At 75.2% G+C, this 19178-nt stretch carries 19 protein-coding genes; 6 read left to right on the top strand and 13 right to left on the bottom strand.

The annotated features are described in order from the left end of the window. Positions 1–19 precede the first annotated feature (19 nt). From AB0N76_RS25585 to AB0N76_RS25555, 7 genes are all read right to left on the bottom strand, one after another. Entirely contained in the window at positions 20–664 is a 645-nt protein-coding gene (locus tag AB0N76_RS25585) for a dihydrofolate reductase family protein (RefSeq protein ID WP_363560708.1), read from the bottom strand. A gap of 147 nt (positions 665–811) precedes the next feature. Then, the gene (locus AB0N76_RS25580; RefSeq protein WP_363560760.1) at positions 812–2281 is read right to left on the bottom strand and encodes a cytochrome P450; all 1470 of its coding nucleotides are present in this window, start codon (positions 2279–2281) and stop codon (positions 812–814) included. Positions 2282–2485: 204 nt separating this feature from the next. Then, entirely contained in the window at positions 2486–3103 is a 618-nt protein-coding gene (locus AB0N76_RS25575) for an ATP/GTP-binding protein (protein ID WP_363560706.1), read from the bottom strand. After that, positions 3084–3443, bottom strand: a complete 360-nt coding sequence (locus AB0N76_RS25570; protein WP_363560704.1) for a DUF742 domain-containing protein — start codon at positions 3441–3443, stop codon at positions 3084–3086. Before AB0N76_RS25570 ends, AB0N76_RS25575 begins: the two co-directional genes overlap by 20 nt. Further along, entirely contained in the window at positions 3440–3847 is a 408-nt protein-coding gene (locus tag AB0N76_RS25565; RefSeq protein WP_363560702.1) for a roadblock/LC7 domain-containing protein, read from the bottom strand. The genes AB0N76_RS25570 and AB0N76_RS25565 overlap by 4 nt, the downstream gene beginning before the upstream one ends. Then, complete coding sequence (locus AB0N76_RS25560) at positions 3844–5547, bottom strand: ATP-binding protein (protein ID WP_363560700.1); 1704 nt, start codon at positions 5545–5547, stop codon at positions 3844–3846. Before AB0N76_RS25560 ends, AB0N76_RS25565 begins: the two co-directional genes overlap by 4 nt. A gap of 336 nt (positions 5548–5883) precedes the next feature. Further along, complete coding sequence (locus AB0N76_RS25555) at positions 5884–6666, bottom strand: maleylpyruvate isomerase family mycothiol-dependent enzyme (RefSeq protein WP_363560698.1); 783 nt, start codon at positions 6664–6666, stop codon at positions 5884–5886. Between the two features lie 277 nt (positions 6667–6943). Between AB0N76_RS25555 and AB0N76_RS25550 the strand changes: the two genes are divergently transcribed. Continuing rightward, on the top strand, positions 6944–7768 hold the full coding sequence (locus AB0N76_RS25550) for a hypothetical protein (RefSeq protein ID WP_363560696.1): 825 nt from the start codon (positions 6944–6946) through the stop codon (positions 7766–7768). Positions 7769–7892: 124 nt separating this feature from the next. Here the strand turns inward: AB0N76_RS25550 and AB0N76_RS25545 are convergent, their stop codons facing one another. Continuing rightward, positions 7893–8369: an NTP pyrophosphohydrolase gene (locus AB0N76_RS25545; RefSeq protein ID WP_363560694.1), complete on the bottom strand. Its 477-nt coding sequence runs from the start codon at positions 8367–8369 to the stop codon at positions 7893–7895. A 268-nt stretch (positions 8370–8637) separates the two neighbouring features. Here AB0N76_RS25545 and AB0N76_RS25540 point away from each other — a divergent pair, with 268 nt between their 5' ends. Further along, entirely contained in the window at positions 8638–9414 is a 777-nt protein-coding gene (locus AB0N76_RS25540; RefSeq protein WP_363560692.1) for a ferritin-like domain-containing protein, read from the top strand. 5 nt (positions 9415–9419) lie between these two features. Here AB0N76_RS25540 and AB0N76_RS25535 read toward each other — a convergent pair whose 3' ends face one another. Continuing rightward, entirely contained in the window at positions 9420–10034 is a 615-nt protein-coding gene (locus AB0N76_RS25535; RefSeq protein ID WP_363560690.1) for a DUF2867 domain-containing protein, read from the bottom strand. 168 nt (positions 10035–10202) lie between these two features. Between AB0N76_RS25535 and AB0N76_RS25530 the strand changes: the two genes are divergently transcribed. From AB0N76_RS25530 to AB0N76_RS25520, 3 genes are all read left to right on the top strand, one after another. Beyond that, entirely contained in the window at positions 10203–11120 is a 918-nt protein-coding gene (locus AB0N76_RS25530) for an aminoglycoside phosphotransferase family protein (protein ID WP_363560688.1), read from the top strand. Between the two features lie 93 nt (positions 11121–11213). After that, positions 11214–11903: an HAD-IA family hydrolase gene (locus AB0N76_RS25525; RefSeq protein ID WP_363560686.1), complete on the top strand. Its 690-nt coding sequence runs from the start codon at positions 11214–11216 to the stop codon at positions 11901–11903. Between the two features lie 162 nt (positions 11904–12065). Next, positions 12066–12878, top strand: coding sequence for an SDR family oxidoreductase (locus AB0N76_RS25520; RefSeq protein WP_363560684.1), 813 nt, complete (start codon positions 12066–12068; stop codon positions 12876–12878). 287 nt (positions 12879–13165) lie between these two features. Here the strand turns inward: AB0N76_RS25520 and AB0N76_RS25515 are convergent, their stop codons facing one another. Then, complete coding sequence (locus AB0N76_RS25515; protein WP_363560682.1) at positions 13166–14509, bottom strand: LLM class flavin-dependent oxidoreductase; 1344 nt, start codon at positions 14507–14509, stop codon at positions 13166–13168. Then, positions 14506–15858, bottom strand: a complete 1353-nt coding sequence (locus AB0N76_RS25510) for an NtaA/DmoA family FMN-dependent monooxygenase (RefSeq protein ID WP_363560680.1) — start codon at positions 15856–15858, stop codon at positions 14506–14508. Before AB0N76_RS25510 ends, AB0N76_RS25515 begins: the two co-directional genes overlap by 4 nt. A 314-nt stretch (positions 15859–16172) precedes the next feature. Here AB0N76_RS25510 and AB0N76_RS25505 point away from each other — a divergent pair, with 314 nt between their 5' ends. After that, positions 16173–16658, top strand: a complete 486-nt coding sequence (locus AB0N76_RS25505) for a hypothetical protein (protein WP_363560678.1) — start codon at positions 16173–16175, stop codon at positions 16656–16658. Between the two features lie 135 nt (positions 16659–16793). Here AB0N76_RS25505 and AB0N76_RS25500 read toward each other — a convergent pair whose 3' ends face one another. Next, positions 16794–16961 carry a hypothetical protein gene (locus AB0N76_RS25500; protein ID WP_363560676.1) on the bottom strand — a complete coding sequence of 56 codons (168 nt, stop codon included), beginning with the start codon at positions 16959–16961 and terminating at the stop codon, positions 16794–16796. 204 nt (positions 16962–17165) lie between these two features. Beyond that, a partial coding sequence (locus AB0N76_RS25495; protein WP_363560674.1) for a LuxR C-terminal-related transcriptional regulator occupies positions 17166–19178 on the bottom strand: 2013 nt, incomplete at its 5' end.

The raw sequence follows: 19178 nt of genomic DNA, 5'->3' as shown, positions 1-19178 counted from the left end.
CGGCCCCCGGAGGCCGGGCTCAGGGCCGGGTGAAGGTCAGATGGGTGACCCCGCTCGGGCTGCTCACCGCCTCGGTCCTGAACCGCTGTTCCAGCCCTTCGAGGCCGTCCCACAGCCGCACCCCGCGGCCGAGCACGATCGGGACCACCACCACGTGCAGGTGGTCGACCAGGTCCGCGGCGAGGAACGCGCGGATCGTGCTCGGCCCGCCGCCGATCCGGACGTCCAGCCCGCCCGCGGCCTCCCGGGCCCGGGCGAGCACCTCGTTCGGCGTGCCGTCGACGAAGTGGAAGGTGGTGCCGCCCGCCATCTCGACCGTCGGCCGGGGGTGGTGGGTCAGCACGAAGACCGGCGTGTGGAACACCGGGTCCGGCCCCCACCAGCCGTTCCACTCGTGGTCCTGCCAGGGGCCGCGCTGCGGGCCGAACTTGTTCCGCCCCATGATCTCGGCGCCGATCCCGTCGCCCCAGGCGCTCGCCATGGCGTCGTCCACGCCGGTGTCGCCGCCCTCCCCACCTTGCATCCGGCGGAAGGTCCGGGTCCGGAAGAACCAGCTGTGCAGCCGCTCGCCCGCATGGCCGAACGGTGCCTCCAGGCTCTGGCCCTCGCCGGTTCCGTAGCCGTCGAGCGAGACCGAGAAGTTGTGGACGCGTACCAGGGACACGGGGGCACCTCGGGTGATCGGCGTTCCTCCGGGGCGGCGGCGGGGCCGGGCCCGGCTCGGGCCGACTCTATCCGCGCCGGGCCGACGACGCCTTCCGGCGGCACCGGCCCGCGGCCGCCGTCGGCACCCACGGCACCCGTAGGGCCCTCAGCGCCGGAACCACCCGAGGAACGCGGCCCACCAGCCGCGCCGCCGTCCCGACGGGCTCGCGGGGGCCGCCTCGCCGAGCGCCCCGGCCCCGTCACCCTCGCCCGAGCTCGCGCCCGCGTTCGCGCCGTCCCCCGCCGTCACCGCCGCGGCCACCACCGCAGCAGCCGCCGCGGCCACCGGGACCGGCTCGGCGGCCGGCGGCCCCGACGGGGCGGGGGCCTGCTCCGCCACCTCCGGCTCCACCGGGGTGAACTCGACCGGCAGCTCGACCAGGTGCCGCGACAACCAGGCCGAGGACCAGGTCAGCTCCTCCTCCGGAACGGCGAGCCGGAGGTCCGGCAGCAGGGTGAGCAGGCGGTCGATGCCGCTCTCCGCGATGGCCCGGCCGATGTCCTGGCCGGGGCACTCGTGCGGGCCGCTGCCGAAGGACAGGTGGGAGCGGTTGCCGTGGAGCGGCTTGGCCAGGTCGGGGCGGACGACCGGGTCGACGTTCCCGGCGGCGAGGCCGAGCAGCAGCATGTCGCCCGCCTTGATCCGCCGGCCGCCGAGCACCGTCTCGCCGGTGGCCCACCGGCCGGCGATCAGCAGCATCGGCGTGGAGTCCCAGAGCACCTGGTCGAGCGCGTCCGGCACGGTCATGTGACCGCCGGACAGGTGGGCCCGGAACCGGTCGTCGGTGAGGATCATCTTCAGCGTGTCGGCGATCAGGTTGACGGTGGTCTCGTTCGCGGCCAGCAGCACCACCCGCAGGTGCTCCAGCACCTCCTGGTCGGTGAGTCCGGCGTCGTGCGCCATCAGCCGCGAGCACAGGTCGGGGCCGGGGTCGGTGCGCTTGCGCTCGACCATCCGCCCCAGCGAGGCCACCACGTGGTCGTTGCTGGCGATCGCCGTGTCCGTCCCCTTCATGAGGTCCCGGGCGGCCTCGACCAGGCGCGGACCGTACTCCTCGGGCATGCCGACCAGCTGGGTCAGCACCAGCATCGGCAGGTGCTCGGCGAACTGGCTCACCAGGTCGGCCCGGCCCGTCGCGCCGAACCGCGCGACCAGCTCCGCGGTGTACCGGTTGACGAAGCGCCGGGTGCCGCGCCGGTCGGTGCCGTCCAGGCCGTCGGTGACGGCCCCGCGCAGCCGCCGGTGCTCCGCGCCGTCCGCGAACACGCAGAGCGGCTGCCAGGCGATGACCGGCATCAGCGGCGAGTCGGCGGCGACCCGGCCCTCCTGGAACGCCGTCCAGCGGCGCGAGTCCCGGGAGAAGCGCGAGGGGGTGCGCATCACGGTGAGGTTCGCGGAGTGGCCGAGCACCAGCCAGGCCGGGAGGTCGCCGTGCAGCAGGACGGGCGCGACCTCGCCGTACTCGGCGCGCAGCCGCTCGTACAGGCCGGCCGGGTCGGCCTCGGCCTCGGGGCCGTACAGCCGCCGGAGCCCCTCGACGGGCAGTTCGTCGAGCCCGGGCTCCGCGGCCGCCAGGTCCGCGGCGGACGCGGACGCGGCTCCGGGCTCGCCGGACCGGGCCGCCGGGAGGTCGGCCGGCCCGCCGGCCTGGTGGGCGGGGCAGCCGGCCGGTGGGACGAGGGCGGCGTCGTCGCGGAACGGGGTGGTCACAGTGTCTCCGGAGGTCATCGGCGGTCGCGGCGGCGGAAAAGCGGGCGGGACAGCGGGGGACGGGCGGGTTCAGCGCGCCGACGGCCCCGCGAGGTCGTACAGGTAGTGCATGAGGGCGAGCAGCACGTCCCGCCCGGACTCCCGGACCCGGGCGTCGCAGGCGACGATCGGGACCTCGGGCGGCAGGTCGAGGGCCAGCCGCAGCTCGTCGTCCGGGTAGTCGGGCGACCCGGGGAAGACGTTGGCGGCGACGACGAACGGCACGCCGCGGTCCTCCAGCCGCCCGATCACGTCGAAGCTGACCTCCAGCCGGCGGGTGTCGACCAGCACGACGGCGCCGAGCGCGCCCTCGAACAGCCCGTTCCAGAGGAACCAGAACCGCTCCTGTCCGGGGGTGCCGAACAGGTAGAGCACCAGTTCGTGGCTGATGCTGATCCGGCCGAAGTCCATGGCGACCGTGGTCTCGGACTTCCGCTCGATCCCGGCCAGGTCGTCGACGTCCGCCCCGGCCTGGGTCATCGTCTCCTCGGTGGTCAGCGGGCGGATCTCGCTGACCGAGCCGACCAGGGTCGTCTTGCCGACGCCGAAACCGCCGACGATCACCACCTTGACCGCGGCGGTGGCCGAGTCCGGCAGCAGATCCTGGTCGGACGGCCCCAGCACCGGGTCAGAGCCGTTGAAGTCCATGCATCACCGCCTCCAACAGGGCACGGTCGGGGAGAAGGGCGGCCGGGACGGAGGCGCGTGCCTCGACCTGTTCGTCGGCCACGAGGTCCGCCAGCAGCACGGTGACCGCGCTGACCGGCAGCCGCAGGTAGGCGGAGATCTCGGCGACGGACAGCGGCGACCCGCACAGCTGCAGGATCGCCGCGTGCTCCGGCGGCATCGAGGGGGTGGGTTCCACCCGGGCGACGATCAGCGTGACCAGGTCCAGCGCGGCCCGTCCGGCCGGCTGGGGGTGGCCGCGGGTGATCACGTAGAGGCGTTCCGGGGCCTCGTCGCCCCAGTCCCGGCCGGCTGTGCTCATGCGACGGGCTCGCCCCTTCGGGGAGGCGTACTGAGGTGCTCGCCGATCCGGGCGACCAGGTCGCGCATCCGCTGGCCCATCAGCCCGGCGTCCACTCCCTCGTCGGCGAGCACCGCGAGGAAGGCCCGGGCGCCGGCCGCCATCAGGTAGAAGAACCCGCCGCCCACCTCGATCACCACCAGCCGCATCCGGCCGTCGCCGTGCGGGAACTCGTGGCCCACCGCCGCGGCCAGGCTCTGCAGACCGGCGCAGGCGGCGGCCAGCCGGTCGGCGGCGTCGGTCTCGGTACCGTGCTGGGCCATCCGCAGGCCGTCGGCGGAGAGCACGATGACGTTCCGGACGAGCGGGACCTCGTCCGCCAGCTGCTTGAGCAGCCAGTCCATGTTGCTCCGTGGCTGAATCACCGCTCGTCCTTCCCCGTCGACTCTCCGCTGTGGTGGTCCGTGGCCGTCCCGTCGGACGGCGCGGTGCCGTTCACGCCCTCGGTGAAGGCGGCCAGCCAGAGGCCGGGTTCCACCGCCTTCGGCGCGTCCGGGCCCGGGGCGGGCGCCGGGGCCGGACCGCGGCCGTTCACCGGCCCGCCGGTGCTCCCGCCGTACCCGCTGCTCCCGCCGGCGCCGCCGTTCACGGGGGTGCCGTTCCCCGGGACGCCGTTCACGGGCGTGCCGTACGCGGGGGTGCCGTTCGACCGGGGGGCCGGTGAGCGCGTGGTCGAGGCGACGCCGATCCGTGACGGCGCGGCGTGCCGCCGCCGTCGTGGCAGACCGTTGGCGGTCCGCTCGGTCACCACCGGGACCTCGTCCCCGCCGGAGCGGGCCGCAGACCGTGCCGCGAGCGGCCCGGGCAGCGAGCCGGACAGCGGCCGCCGGGGCGGCGGCGAGGTGTGCGGCCGGCGGTCGTCCACCACGACCGGCCCGGACGAGCCGGTGACGCCGATGCCGTGCGCGCGGCCGGTGGCCGGGGCGGTGGTGATCAGCTCCTGCGGCACGACCAGCACGGCCCGCACCCCGCCGTAGGCCGAGTGCCGCAGCGACACCTGGAAGCCGTACGCCTTCGAGAGCCGCCCCACCACCGCCAGGCCGAGGCGCGGGGTCTCGCCGAGGTCGTTGAGGTCGATGCCGGCCTGGGCCTCCCGGAGCATCCGCTCGGCCCGGGCCCGGCCCTCCTCGCTCAGGCTGAGCCCGCCGTCCTCGATCTCGATCGCGATGCCGGTCTGCACCTCGACGGCGGTCAGGTGCACGCTGGTGTGCGGCGGGGAGTAGCGGGTGGCGTTGTCCAGGAGTTCGGCCACCGCGTGGATGAGCGGTTCGACGGCCGGGCCGATCACCGCGACCTCGGAGACCGGGTGCAGTTCGACCCGCTGGAAGTCGAGGATGCGGGACATGCCGCCGCGCAGCACGCTGTACAGCGGCACCGCCTTGTTCCACTGGCGGCCGGGACGGGCGCCGCCGAGCACCGCGATGCTGTCGGCGAGCCGGCCGATCAGGGCGTTGCCGTGGTCGAGCAGCAGCAGGTCGTCGAAGACGGCGGGGTCGTTGCCGTGCAGGTGCTCCATGCTGCGCAGCTCGGCGGCCTGTCGGTGGACGATCGCCTGGACGCGGCGCGCGATGTTCACGAAGGAGCGCTGGGCGGACTCGCGCATCACCTCCTCGTTGTCGACGGTCTCCAGCACGGCCCGCAGCAGCGTCTGCTGCGCGGCCCGGAACTCGGCGCCGACGGTGACGTCCTGCAGCCGGTAGGCGTCGATGACGTCGTCGAGGCCCTCGCCGCGGGAGAGCCGGGCCATGGCCGCGGGCAGGACCGACTTGGCGAGCCGGAGGTACTCGGCCTCCTGCCGGGTCAGCCGGCGGATCAGCTCGCTCTCACGCTGGACCGACCACGCGCGCAGGGCCTCGGTGGCCCGGCCCCGGCGGGCCGCCTCGACGGCGACCAGGACCACCGCCACGGTGCCGACCGCCGCGCACAGGGCCACCCGGCCCCGGGCTCCGGGGGAGGCCGTGGACACCAGGACGGCGGCGACGGCGGCCGTCACGACGGTGGGCAGGAGCCAGACGAGCACGGGGGCGGAGCGCCGGCGTCCGGGTGGCGAACCAGCACCAAGCATTCAGCATCCTCAAACGATCGGAAGAGTAGGGGACAGGACGGGACCGGGCCTTTCAGGGCCTCTCGGGGCCGGGAAGCGGCGGCGCGGACGGGCTCCGCGCCCGCGACCGGGGCGGTGTTGGCACCAGGTTTACCGTGCCCGGCGCCCGCCGAACCGGAGCCCGCGCGCAGTTCGCCAATGCGAGCGGACTACGGGTGAACTTGCCACGAGCACGGGCCAGTTCGTGCTAAGGCCCGGGTCGGATGGTCCGGCTGTCCGGCTGTCCGGCACCGGAAACGCCGAACGGGGGCGGAATCGATCGATTCCGCCCCCGTTCGGGCCCTGCGTCGGGATGTCCTACGCGGACGGGTCCCAGGCGAAGAGCCGCTCGAAGACGCGCCGGTCGCCGCCGATCTCCACGGAGTCCAGCGACGTGCGGCCGTAGAAGAACAGCACCAGCTCGGCGGCCGTGCCCCGGGCGGAGACGTCCGGCTCGCCGTCGCCCGCGTCGGCGGCGGTGAGCGGGCTGATCAGGGCGCCGTCGGCGTCGAGCCGCACGCGCCAGGAGTGGCCCTCCGCGCTGTAGTACTCGACGACGGCGGGCTCGTGCGGCCAGGCGGAGGTCGTCGAGCAGCAGGTGTACAGGAAGTCGCCCACACCATCGAGCGCGACGTCGGTCGGCAGCTCGGCCGGGGCGCCCACGGTGAGCTGGGCGTCGTAGGTGTGCACGGAGATCTCCTGAAGCTGGTGCCGGGCGACCACGCCGGAGTTCTGCGGCGACTGCCCGTCACCCCACCACGTCCAGCAGCCGCGGTCCGGCCCGGCCGCCTTCAGCGCGTCCAGCAGCAGCCGGGACGACTCGGCCAGCCACTCCACCAGGACCTCGCGCTCCCGGGGCGCGGCCGGGACGTTCTCCGGCAGGAACCCGGCCGGGGGAGCCTCGGCGGGCCCGGCGGCGACGACGGCCGCCCAACGGCGGCGACTCTGACCGATGTGCTGCGCCAGGTCGAACAAAGTCCAGTCGGGGCAGGTCGGCACCTGCGCGTCGAGGTCGGGCGCGGCGGCGACCACGGCTCGGAAAGCGGTCAACCGCTCGTCGATGAGTCGCAGCCGGTCAGAGAAGTCCAGAGTGTTTTCCACGGCGGTTGTCTACCACGGTGTTCCGATCATCGGACAGTGAATATTCCGGACCGTGCGGCCCCGGGCGACGCGGCGTCAACACCGTGTGGCGTCAACACGCCGACCCGGAGCGCCGGTTGACCCCGTTCCCCGGCCCGTCGGCCGGAAAGCGGCAGGCCGGAGGACGCGTCGCGGAGGGCCGGGCAGGGAACCATGGGGGTACACGCCGACCCCGGGGGGACGGATGTCGAACGGAGTCAGGCCGGCCACAGGACCGGCCGTCCATCTACTGGATCTGGTGGCCACGGCGGCCGGCATCGCCGTGGCGCCCTGTGTGGTGACGGGGTTCGACCTGGGCGGGCCGGCGGGGACGCGGTGGGCCGTGATCCTCGGGACCGCCGCCGTCCTGGTCGCCGTGCACGTCCTGGCGGGCGGGCTGGTCCGCCTGCTGGCCCCGGCGCGGTCCTGCGCGGCCTGTCTCGGGCTGGCCCTGCTGGCACCGCTGCTGCTGGTCGCGGAACCGGTGGCGCTCTGGCTGGCCGTCCGGCTCGGCCACCGGTTCGGCCTGCCCGTCGAGCTGTCCGGTGTCGGCCCGACCGTGGTGGCCGCGCTGGTGGTGATGCTCGTCGGCGTGACGGTGCGCCAGTCGTGGCACCTCCTCGTCGGCCGCGACCCGGGCGGGGACGCGGCGCTCGGCGTCGTCCGGCACCTCCTCGCCGCCGCCGGACTGGGGCTGGCGCTCGCCGTGCTCGACCGCGCCGAGCTCGCGGACGGACCGGGCTGGCGGCAACTGCTCACCCTGCTCGTCCTCGGGGCGGTGCTCGGCCTGAAGTTCACCCGCCTCTCGCTGCCGGGCCACGGCCCGCTGCCCCGGACGGCCGCCGGCCTGGTCGTCGCGACGATCGGCAACACGCTGAAGCTGTGGCTGGTGAGCTGGCTCAGCACCTGGTTCGACCTGCCACTGAGCATCGCCGGATTCGGCACCTTCGTGCTCGCGGCCGTGCTCGTGGCCCTGGTGATGCTGCCCACCTCGGTCGCCCGCCGGCACCCGGAGGACGGCGGGGGACCGTCCCTGCCGGGGGCGATGGCGGAGCCTTACGGCTGGATCCCGCCGGGGTTCTGAGCCGCCGCGTCGGGCTGGTCGGCTGGGGGCCGGTTGCGTCGACGGGATCCGGGGGACTGTCCCGGCCGGGATCAACGGCCGGGATCAACGGCTGAGCCCTACGGCTGAGCCCTACGGCTGAGCCCTACGGCTGGGGCCTTCCGGGCTTCTGATCCGTGGCATCGGGCCGGACCGTCCGGGGGCCGGTCACCTCGGCGCCGAGGGCGGTCACCCGGGCCCGCAGCTCGCGGTCCGCCGTGACGACCAGGCAGGCCCGCCCGGGGTGGGCGGCGAGAGCGGCGGCGACGAGCTCGACGATGAGGTCGTCGCCGTTGCCGGACGCGGTCTCGACCCGCACCTGCGGCGTCGGGGTTACGCCACGGGCGGCACCCTCGACGACCAGGACCACCTCCAGCGGCCCGCTCCGCGCCCAGTCCGGCACCCCGGACCGGCCGTCCACCAGCCCGCCATCCGCCACCGGCGCCAGCCCGTCCCGCAGCCGCTCCGCCGCACCGCGCCGGTCGCGCCACCAGCCGTCCGGCACCGATCCGACGACGTTGGCACCGTCCACGACCAGCAACGGAACACCTTGTGCGGCCACTCCCGCCTCGCTCTCACCCATGACCCGGAAGTCTGTCACGCCGCCACGGCCGGGCCCGCGTTGCCGCAGGCGTCCCGCCGTGAACGTGCCCGCGGGTCCGTCGCTCCCGACACCGGCCGGCCCGCGCGTCTGCCATCCTGCCGCCGACCCCCGCCACCCCGCGCACCGCTCACCCGCCCCGGATCCTCCTGACGCGAGACAGTTGAACGTGTTCAGATTTCGGTTAGGGTGAGACCGATCCGCCCGCCGGAGGACCGTCGGGCGGCGGCGTTCGTGCATCGGGGGCGGGATGAGTGTCGGACACTTCGGGGACTGGTCGGCGGAGTTCGAGGCCGAGCGCGAGCGGCGGGCCGCTCGCGGCGAGCCCGACTGGCGGCGGGGTGCGCGACTGCCCGCCGCCGTCTGGCGCAGCCTCCAGCGGTTCCAGGTCGGTGAGGACGGCGACGGCGGCCACCTGATCGCCAAGGCGGACCGGGCCGGTGACGCCGACTATGCCGCCGCCGTCCGCCTGTTCGTCGCGGAGGAGCAGAACCACGCCCGGCTGCTCGCCGAACTCCTGCGAGCCGGAGGTGTTCCGCTGCTGAGCGGCCACTGGAGCGACCGGGTCTTCGTCGAGGCCCGCCGACTGCTCGGGCTGCGCCTGGAGTTGATGGTGTTGATGGTCGCGGAGCTCATCGCCGTCACCTACTACCGCTGCCTGCGGGACGGCACCGCCGACCCGCTCACCCGCGAGGTGGCGGGCCGGATCCTCGCCGACGAGGAGCGCCACGTGCCGTTCCACATCGACCGCCTGCGCCGTTTCCTGGCCCGACTGCCGGCGCCGCTACGCCCGTTGGCGGTGGCCGGCTGGCGCGGGCTGACCCTGGCCGCCACCGCGTTCGTCGCGGTCGACCACGGGCGCGCGCTGCGCCGCCTCGGGGTTCGGCGCTCGCGCTTCCTGGTGGCCGTCACCCGTGACGCCGCCCGGGTGGGCGCCGAACTGCGCGCCACCCGCGCGGCGCCCGGCCCCGCCGGCCGCCTCCCGCGGTCCGCGGGCCGGCAGGGTGTCCGTCCGGCTGCCCGCTGAGCCGGCTACCCGCGCGGGTCGGGACCGTCCGCGAGCAGGATCCGACGGTCCCGCCAGGCGCGCTCCCACTGCCGGGTCATCGCCGGGTAGACGATCAGATGGCGGAACGGCGCGATGAGCGCCATGTAGAAGCGTCCGAACCGGCCGTTGGGCTTCACCAGGACGGCCATCCGCAGCTCGTATCCGCCGGTGCCGGTCGCCACCCAGCCCAGGTGCATGACGGCGTGGGCGGTCTTGTTGGCCAGCTCGCCGACCTGCTCGTCGGCGAGCCGGTACACGGGCGTCAGCGGCAGGCCGCCGGGCTCGGTGCCGTCGATGGTCTCGTACAGGTCGCGCGGCAGGCGTTCGCGCAGCGAGTGGGCCCGGCCGTCGAGGCCGCTCCCGGGCTCGTCCCAGCCGAGCAGGGTGCCGAGCTTCCAGCGTGCCGCGAACAGGAACCGGGACACCGGGGTCTGCCGGTCGAAGCCGCCACCGGCCCGCATGGCCGCGAGCATCACGGGGAAGTCGTCCGGCCCGGCGCCGGGGGTGCGGAAGGACCACACGTCCTCGGTCCGGAAGTCCCGGGTGATCTCGTGGATCCGCCAGGGCTGGGCAGTGTGGGCTGCGCGCGGAAGTCTCATGACCGATGCCGCCTTTCCGACTCGGGGACACCGTCCGGCGCCCCCGAATGTACGCCTGCGTATATGAGCAGACTAGGCCTCATATACGCAGGCGTACACACGGGTCCGGGGTGAGCTGCGGCACAACCCGCCGCCGTACCACCGTTGCTCCGCCTAACGTTGCTCCGCATGACCCACACCGAGACGGAGATCACCGCCGAGCTGATCCGGGACCTGCTGCACGACCAGCACCCCGACCTGGCCGGCCACCCCGTGACGCTCGGCGCGCGCGGCTGGGACAACCAACTGTGGCGGCTCGGCGACGACCTGGCCGTCCGTCTGCCCTGGGCGACGGGGTCCGCCGACGCGCTGCTGCGCAAGGAGCACGCCGTCCTGCCCGCCCTCGCCCCGGACCTCCCGCTGCCGGTCCCCGTCCCGCAGCGCCTCGGCGAGCCGTCCGAGCGGTTCCCGCGCCCGTGGCTCGTCACCACCTGGGTGCCGGGCGAGCCCGCCGACCGCGCCCCCGCCACGCGCGGAACCGAGGCGGCCGACGCCCTGGCCGCCTTCCTGACGGCCCTGCACCGACCCGCCCCGGCCGACGCGCCCGCCGGCCGGGGCCGCGGCGGGCCGCTCGCCGACTACGCGGAGGGGTTCGCGAAGATGTTCGCCGCGGCCGTCGACACGGGGCAGGTCCCCGACCCGGACGCCGTCCGCGCGGTCTGGGCGGACGCCGCCGCCGCACCCGACTGGACGGGACCGGCGCTGTGGATCCACGCCGACCTGCACCCGGCCAACGTCCTCACCGCCGACGGCACCATCTGCGGCGTGATCGACTTCGGCGACCTCTGCGCGGGCGACCCGGCCTGCGACCTCGCCGCCGCCTGGGTCCTGCTGCCGGACGGTGCCACCGACCGCTTCCACCAGGCCTACCGGCCGACCCCGGACGCCGCCACCCTACGGCGCGCCCGCGGCTGGGCGGTGCTGCGCGCCCTCTCCTGCCTCCTCATCGGCGAGGCCGGCGTCCACGGCCGCCCCGGCGGCAAGCCCACCTGGGGCCCACCGGCTCAGGCCACACTGCGCCGCCTGACCGCCACGGCCGACCGCTGACCGCCCGGCAGCGCGGCGGCGAGGTTCTGTCCGGGCCGGAGCCCGCCACGAACGCGCCTCGTCCTCGATCGATCGTCAACGAAAGAGCAACCGATGCAACCGATCGTCCTGTTCGACCTGGACGGCCTTCTGATCGACTCCGAGCCGATCTGGGACGCGGCGAAGCGGGAAGTGTTCGGTCCGCTCGGTCTGCACCTCACACCGGAGACGCAGGCGGCGACGCGCGGGCTGCGGCAAAGGGACATGGTGGCCTACTGGTTCGATCGGGCCACCATCCAGGCCGACCCCGACGACGTCGAGCAGCAGATCGTGGCCGCCGTGTGCCGCAGGTTGGAGGGAGTGGCGCTGAAACCCGGCGCCGAACACGCCGTCACGACGTGCGCGCGCGCATCGAGGGCGATGGCCGTCGTGTCCTCCTCGCCGGAGTCGGTGATCCGGGCTGCGCTCGCGAGCACCGGCCTCGACGGGTCGTTCGACGCCGTGTTCTCGGCCGAGGACGACGAACACGGCAAGCCCCACCCGGGCGCCTATCTCCGCGCAGCCGCCGCCCTCGGCGCGTCACCCGACGAATGCATCGTGATCGAGGACTCGTTCACCGGCGTCCTCGCCGGCGCGTCAGCCCGGATGACGGTCGTCGCCGTTCCCGAGGCCGCTGATCGCCGTGATCCGCGCTTCGCGATTGCCACGCTGGTCCTGGAGTCCCTCAAGGATCTCGATACCTCGGTCTTCGGCGCGTATGTGTCCGGGGGGAGCCGGGTCGTGGGTTCGGGCCTGCACGGGTGAAGGCCCGAACCCGGCGGTACGGGCCCGGGTCACGCTGCGCCGCGTGACCGGCACGGCCGCTCACCGGCCGTCCGGACCGCCCCCGGAACCGTGCTGACGAACCGTGAGCCTAGGATCGATGGTTCGCAGAGCATCGATCGTCGAGCGTCGGAGGTAGCGGCCATGTCGGACCAGCGGGTTGTCATCGTCACCGGTGGGGGGACCGGCATCGGCGCGGCGACCGCCCGGCTGCTGCGGGCCGAGGGGCACCGGGTGGTGGTCTCCGGGCGGCGGGCCGAGCCGCTGGAGAGCCTCGCGCGGGAGACCGGCGCACTCGCCCACGTGGCCGACACCGCCGACCCGGAGGGCGTCCGGAGCCTCGTGGCGGCGGCCGTCTCCGCCTACGGCCGGCTCGACGGGCTGGTCCTCAACGCCGGGGTCGGCCGGGGCGGTTCGGTGGGCGAGGTGACCCTGGAGGACTGGGAGTTGGTGATGCGGACCAACCTCACCGGTCCCTTCCTCCTGCTCCGCGAGGCGCTCCCGCACCTGCTGGCCGCGCGCGGCGCCGTGGTCGCGGTGGCCTCGGTGTCGGCGCTGCGCAACGGCGTCGGCAACGCCGCCTACGCCACCTCGAAGGCGGCCCTGCTCCAGCTCTGCCGCTCGCTCGCGGTCGACTACGGGCGGCTCGGCCTGCGGGCCAACACGGTCTGCCCGAGCTGGGTGCGCACCGACATGGCGGACCGTCGGATGGCCCGCTTCGCGGAGGAGGAGGGGCTGGCCGGCGGCCTCGACGAGGCGTACGGCGAGGTGACCCGGCTGACCCCGGCGGGTCGGCCGGGCGAGCCGGCGGAGGTGGCCGCCGCGGTCGGCTGGCTGCTCTCGCCCGCCGCGGGCTACGTGAACGGCGCGGTCCTCACCGTGGACGGTGGCGTCACCGCCCTCGACCCCGGTACCGCCGCCTTCGACCTCCGGATGGAGCCGCGCACGGGCGCCTGAGCACCACGGCGACCGGTCCGGCGGCGAAACCACACGTTCGGCTGGCCCCGGAGCGAAGCTCCGTATGCGAGCCGTGCTCGCACCCCGGCCGCCGGGGCCGCCGGGGGACTGGCCCGGGTGACCCCGGGGGAGGTTCAGGTCACGGACGCGGGGGACGGGACGCGGGCACGCGGGACCGCTCCGCCCGTCCGTCGCACCGCCACCGTGGACCACAGGGGGAATCGCATGGCCGGGAAAAGGCAGGGAAGGGCGGACGGCGGGGCGACCGGGGTCGCCCCGCCGGTCCGTCAGGCCTGCTCCGGGCCCTGGGCCTGGTCCGGGGCCTGGGCCTGCTCCGGGGCCGCGTCGGGTCGGGCGGTGGCGTACCGGTTGGCGGGGCGGGGGAGCCCGAGGTGGCCGCGGAGGGTGTCGGCGGTGTACTCGGTCCGGAAGGCCGAGCGCTTCTGGAGCTCGGGGACGAGCCCACGGGTGATCGCCGTCAGGTCGTGCGGCAGCCGACCGGGGCGCAGCCGGTACCCCTCCAGGCGGAGTCCGGCCGTCTCCACCGTCTGCCAGTCGAGCAGCAGGTCGGCGAGTTCGGCGGGCGTGCCGGTGAAGATGTGGGCGTCGGAGTGCTGCGGCACGCCGTCGAGTTCGTCGAGCCGCTCCTTCTGGCGGGCGGCCTCGCCGGGGCGCTCGTCGAGGAAGACCACCAGGTCGGCGAAGACCTTGAGCGGGTGGTCGGCGGGCCGACCGACGGCGGTGACGGCGGTCGCGACCTCGCCCAGGATCGACGCGGTGCCCTCGGCGGAGAACGGCGTGATGAAGACGAGGTCGCCGCCCTTCGCCGCCAGCTCGTACGGGATGGGGGCGTGGGCCAGGACGGCGACCGGCGGCTGACCCTGCGGCGGGCGCGGGGTGATGGACGGGCCGCGGACGGCGAACTGCTCGCCGGTGAAGTCGATCCGGTGCAGCCGGGTGCGGTCGAGGAAGCGGCCGGTGGCGGTGTCGCGGATCTCCGCGTCGTCCTCCCAGCTGTCCCAGAGCCGGCGGATGACCTCGACCACGTCGGCGGCCTCGTGGAAGAGCGGTTCCAGCCGCTTGGAGATCGCCAGCGAGGAGCTCAGGTCGTCCTCGACGAGCCGTGGCGTGGCGCGGCGCCCGAAGTGGGTGGCGTCGTCGGCCCGGGCGGAGACCTGGGGCCGCCAGCCGGCCCGGCCGAGGCTGGTGTAGTCGAGGGTGGCGATCGCGGTGGAGAGGTGGAACGGCTCGGTGTGGGTGACGTTGCTGGTGGGCAGCAGGCCGATCCGGGAGGTGAGCGGCGCGACCCGGCTCGCGATCAGTACGGCGTCGAGCCGGCCGCGGACCTGGTCGGTGCGCTCGGCGGGCCCGTTGAAGCTCGACGGCAGGGCCAGCGTGTCCTCGAAGGTGACCAGGTCGAGAAGGCCGTGCTCGGCCTCGGTGACCAGGTCCACCCAGTACCCGGCGGTGAACAGCTCGCCGGGGCGGGCGCCTTCGGCGCGCCAGGCGGCCGGGTGCCAGCCTGCCCCGTCGAGGGCGACGGCGAGGTGCAGCGGCGGCAGCCCCTCGGCGGAGGGCCGGGGCTCGGTGGGCTGGTGCTCGTCCGGGCGGTGCTCGGCGGGGCGGCTCATACGGCGGTCTCCCGGCTCGGTCGGCGGGCGTCGGTCAGCCCGAGGTGGTCGCGCAGGGTGGTGCCGGTGTACTCGGTCCGGTAGACGCCCTTCTCCTGGAGCAGCGGCACCACCCGGTCGACGAGTTCGTCCAGGCCGCCCGGGGTCACGTGCGGGGTGACGACGAAGCCGTCGGAGCCGCCGGTCTGCACGAACGCGTCCATCGCGTCCGCGACTTCGCGGGGCGTGCCGACGAAGGTCTGCTGCCCGGTGACCTCCGTGACCAGTTCCCGGATGCTCAGGCCGCGTTCGCCGGCCAGCCGGCGCCACTGCCGGGCGGTGTCGATCCGGTCGACCCGGAACCGCGCGTGGCCCTTGAGCAGGACGTCGCCCGGGTCCGGGTCGAAGTCCGGCAGCGGGCCGTCGGGGTCGTGGTCGGAGAGGTCGCGGCCCCAGATCGCCTCCAGGTGGGCGATCGCCGTCTGCGGGCTGGTCTGGACCCGGCGGATCTCCGCGGCGCGCTCGTGCGCCTCCTCGGTGGTGTCGCCGAGCACGTACGAGACGGAGGAGAGGATCCGCAGGTCGTCGGGGGAGCGGCCGTGGCCGGGGAGGCGGCCCTTGATGTCCCGGTAGAAGCCGCGGGCCTCGGCGAGCCGGTTGTGCCGGCTGAAGATCACGTCGGCGTCGGCGGCCGCGAAGGCCCGGGCCTGCGGGGACTCGCCGGCCTGGATGATCACCGGGTGGCCCTGCGGCGAGCGCGGTGTGTTGAACCGGCCGGATATGTCGAAGTGCGTCCCCTGGTGGGTGAACGCGCCCGCACCGGCCCGGACGAACTCGCCGCCGGCCGGGTCGGCCGGCAGGTCGTCCTCCGCCCAGCTGTCCCACAACTCCCGTGCGGTGTGCAGGAACTCGGCGGCCCGGGCGTACCGCTCGGACTCCGGCAGGTAGTCGCCGCGGCGGAAGTTCTCCCCGGTGGAGTCGTCCCAGCCGGTCACCACGTTCCAGGCGGCGCGGCCCTCGCTCAGGTGGTCGAGCGCGGCCAGCCGTCGTGCCACCTCGTAGGGTTCGTTGAAGATCGAGCTGATGTTCGCCGCCAGTCCGAGCCGGGAGGTGACGGCGGCCAGCGCGCTGAGGACGGTCAGCGCCTCCGGCCGGCCCGCGACGTCCAGTTCGTAGAGCTCGCCCTTGTGCTCGCGCAGCCGCAGGCCCTCGGAGAGGAAGAGGAAGTCGAACTTGCCGCGCTCGGCGGTGCGTGCCGCGTGCGTGAAGGTGTCGAAGCCGATCTGGCTGCCGGCCCGGGGGTCGGACCAGACCGTGGGGTTCCCGGTGCCGGGAAGGAACGCGGCGAGGTGGATCTGTTTTCTGGGCACGACGAACGATCGCCTCCTGTCAGCCGCCCTGCGACCGCGCGCTCTGCGGCGTGGCCGGGCCCGCCCATCCTGCGCAGCGCGGCGGAGCGGGGGCAACGGCTGCAATCAACTGTTCACAGGCGGAAACGGGGCGCCATGACGGGGCGTCAGAGCGGCAGGAATCGGCCAGATGAAGGCTTGAATCTGTGGACAACTTGGAAAAGAAGGCTAGTTGGCGATTGGCCGATTGAATCCATGGCATCATGTGAGGTGTGAAGCGTGAAATGTCACATGGCTTCACATTGCCGTCCCTACCCACGAACGGGAAGCACCCGATGAATCGGCCCCTCGCCATCCTCGCCACCAGCGCCGTTCTGACCGCGGCCGGCGTCACCCAGGCCGCCGCGCGGACCACCGACGGACCCGCCGGCGGACCCGCCGTCGCGAGCACCACCGGGATCACCGCGGGGGCGTCGTCCGTGCCCGCTCCGGGGACCTGCGTCACCGGTTACCGGGGCGTCGTGGTCGACGAGATCTGCGCCGTCGTCAACGGCGACCAGGTCGTCTTCTTCGGCCAGGCCGCCCCGTCGAGCGTCGCGTGGACCGCGCGCCCGGTCTCCTTCCGGTTCACCGCCACGGTGGTCGGCGGCGCCGAACTCGGCACGGTGACACCCACCGTCGTCATCGGTGGGACCACCACCTCGGTGGGCCGGCTCTCCGGCGTCGTGCCGTGCGGCGCGACCGCCGCGGCCACGCTGGAGGTCACCCAGTGGGGCTGGCCGCCCTCCACCGTCACCCTCGCCGTGCCGGCGGGCTGCTGAGCCGACCCGCCCCCGGTCGCTCCCCCGGCCGGTGCACGCGGCGGGGCCCTGCCTGGTCGATCAGGCAGGGCCCCGCTCCATCCGTACGGCGCACACCCGGTGCGCGGTCACCTCACCTCAGTGCAGGGGGCGTCCTCAGTGCACGGGGCCGGACCGGCTCAGCCTGGCCAGCCGGACCAGCGCGAGCGGGTGGTGGCCCGCCTTGCGCGGGGACGGCGAGATCCGGACCGTGGACCGGACCGGGCGCGGCCCGCCCGGCGTCGGTGCGGTGGTCGCGCTCGGTGCGTGGTGACGTGCGCTCATGTCGTCGGGTCCTTCCTGGTCGGGGAGCGGCTGCCCTGCTCGCCGTGACACCAGGGAACCGGTCCGGACCGGCCGGATCAATGCGGGTGACTACCTATCGGCCCGCGCGAATCCTGGGGGCACCCGCGACCGGGCCCGCACAGCCGGGCTCCCCGGGCCCGCACGACCGGGCCCGCGCAGCCCGGCTCGGGGGCTGGCCCCCGGTCAGCCCGCGCCCGCCGCGTCGTCCGCGTCCGCCCGGGCCAGCGCCCGCCCCGTCTCCGCCCGGCTCGTGGCCAGCTTGTGCAGCACGTTGGCGACGTGGTGCTCCACGGTCCGGGGCGAGAGGAACAGCGCCTGGGCGATGTCCTGGTTCCCGGCCCCCTGGGCCAGCAGCTCGGCCACCTGCCGCTCGCGCGGCGACAGCCGCTTGCCGTAGCCCCGGCGCCCCGGCGAGCCGATCCCGCCGAGGTCGAGGTCCCGGCGCAGCTTCCGGCACCGGGCGGTGTCGGTGGTCGCCGCCAGGTCGACGTAGACCCGCTCGGCCGCGGCCATCCGCTCCGCCGCGCGGGCCCGGTCGTGCGCGGCGAGCGCCGCCGCGATCCGCTCGTCGGCGCGCGCCGCCTCGTACGGCCGCCCGATGTCCTGCCACCGGTCCCGGGCCAGGGTGAACGCCTCCTCGGCGCCGGGCTCGTCCGCCGCGCTCAGCACCAGCCCCCGGGCGAGGTCCAGCGCCGCCGAGACGGCCGGCGCGTCCCGGTCGGTGAGGGCCTGCGCGGCCTCCTCGGTGACGCTCCGGGCCTCGGCGTGCCCGCCCGTCGCGAGCAGCGCCTCGACGGCGACCGGCAACAGCTCGGCGGTGCGCGCCCACGCGTCGGCCTGCCGCGCGGTGGCCAGCGCCGGACCCACCGTCTCGGCCGCCCCGGCGGCGTCGCCCTCCAGCAGCTGGAGCCCGCCGAGCCCGGCGGCCGCCCGCAGCGCGACGGTCACCTGGGACTCCCGCTGACCGAACCGGGCCGCGATCTCGAACTCCTCCCGGGCCAGTGCCAGCCGCCCCCGGCCGGCCGCGAGCCGCCCGAACAGCAGCGAACGCTCCGCCCCGGCCATCGCCAGGTCGTCGAACTCGGCCCCGAGCGTGGCGAATCGTTCCTCCACCCCCGCCCAGTGCCCGGCCAGCACGTCGAGCCGGATCAGCGCGAGCCGGCTGTAGCACTCCAGGTACGGGATGGCGGCCAGCCGCGCCAGCCGCCGGCTCTCCGCCAGCAGGTGGGCGGCCCGGCGGTCGTAGCCGAGCTCGATGGCGATCTCACCCGCGTTGTACAGCGCCCGGGTGGTCTGCCGGACCACCTCGGGCCGCTCCGAGGCGCGCGGCAGCTCGTCCAGCCGGTCCCAGACCGCCGGGTCCCCGTCGCGGGCCAGGAAGGTGAGCGAGGTGGCCTGCACCGCGGCGGCCACGTCCTCGTCCGGACTGTCCGCCAGCAGCCGCTCCGCCCGCGCGAGCCAGTCCCGGGCGTTGCGGCCCGCGCCGTGCCGCTCGTCCATGGCGATCGCCACCATGGCCCGGGCGGCCCGGGCCGGACGCTCCACCAGTTCGTCCAGGGCCTCCCGGATCCGGTCGAAGCCGGCCCGGTTGCCGCTGTGCACGGCGGTCAGGAAGCCGAGCGCGAGCCGGATCTCGCCCCGGTCGGCGATCGGCAGGCGCGGATCGGCGACCATGCCGCTCAGCACCTGGACGCTGGCCGCCGGATCGACGTCGTCGGCCGCGATCCGGGCCAGCGCCAGGGCGGCGCGGCCGCGCCGCGGCGGGTCGAGGTCGGGCTCGTCGAGCAGGCTGCGCAGCATCCGCCGGGCGCCGCCCGGGTCGCCGAGCGCCACGGCCTGGTCGGCGGCGGCCTGGGCGAGGTCCTGCCAGGCCCGCCGGTCGCCCATGGCCAGCGTGTGCTGGGCGATCCGGGCCAGCGGACGGGGGACCAGGCCGTCCAGCGCGGCGACCGCGCGCCGGTGCAGCACCCGGCGGCGGGGACCGGGGACGCCCTGGAGGGCCACCTGCTGGGCGGCCGGGTGGCGGAAGGCGTAGCGGTCGGGCGCGACCTCGTGCAGGACGGCGGCGTGCAGCCCTTCCGTCAGGCCGTCCGCGCCGGCCTCCGGGTCGAGTCCGGCGACGGCGGTGAGCAGTTCCTCGTCGGCGGGGACGCCGAGCACGGCGGCCGCCGCGACGACGGCCGCGCCGCGCTCGCC

The sequence above is a fragment of the Kitasatospora sp. NPDC093806 genome, assembly GCF_040683335.1.
Taxonomy (GTDB): Bacteria; Actinomycetota; Actinomycetes; order Streptomycetales; family Streptomycetaceae; genus Kitasatospora.
Note: the sequence above shows the minus strand (reverse complement) of the source record. Positions and strands in the feature narration are given on the sequence as shown.

Excerpts from the sequence above, each read along its gene's own strand:
- AB0N76_RS25535 (WP_363560690.1), bottom strand. The coding sequence starts at position 10,034 with ATGAGACTTCCGCGCGCAGCCCACACTGCCCAGCCCTGGCGGATCCAC.
- AB0N76_RS25575 (WP_363560706.1), bottom strand. The coding sequence starts at position 3,103 with ATGGACTTCAACGGCTCTGACCCGGTGCTGGGGCCGTCCGACCAGGAT.
- AB0N76_RS25500 (WP_363560676.1), bottom strand. The coding sequence starts at position 16,961 with ATGAGCGCACGTCACCACGCACCGAGCGCGACCACCGCACCGACGCCG.
- AB0N76_RS25525 (WP_363560686.1), top strand. The coding sequence starts at position 11,214 with ATGCAACCGATCGTCCTGTTCGACCTGGACGGCCTTCTGATCGACTCC.
- AB0N76_RS25520 (WP_363560684.1), top strand. The coding sequence starts at position 12,066 with ATGTCGGACCAGCGGGTTGTCATCGTCACCGGTGGGGGGACCGGCATC.
- AB0N76_RS25545 (WP_363560694.1), bottom strand. The coding sequence starts at position 8,369 with ATGGGTGAGAGCGAGGCGGGAGTGGCCGCACAAGGTGTTCCGTTGCTG.
- AB0N76_RS25540 (WP_363560692.1), top strand. The coding sequence starts at position 8,638 with ATGAGTGTCGGACACTTCGGGGACTGGTCGGCGGAGTTCGAGGCCGAG.
- AB0N76_RS25505 (WP_363560678.1), top strand. The coding sequence starts at position 16,173 with ATGAATCGGCCCCTCGCCATCCTCGCCACCAGCGCCGTTCTGACCGCG.
- AB0N76_RS25515 (WP_363560682.1), bottom strand. The coding sequence starts at position 14,509 with ATGAGCCGCCCCGCCGAGCACCGCCCGGACGAGCACCAGCCCACCGAG.
- AB0N76_RS25570 (WP_363560704.1), bottom strand. The coding sequence starts at position 3,443 with ATGAGCACAGCCGGCCGGGACTGGGGCGACGAGGCCCCGGAACGCCTC.
- AB0N76_RS25530 (WP_363560688.1), top strand. The coding sequence starts at position 10,203 with ATGACCCACACCGAGACGGAGATCACCGCCGAGCTGATCCGGGACCTG.
- AB0N76_RS25560 (WP_363560700.1), bottom strand. The coding sequence starts at position 5,547 with ATGCTTGGTGCTGGTTCGCCACCCGGACGCCGGCGCTCCGCCCCCGTG.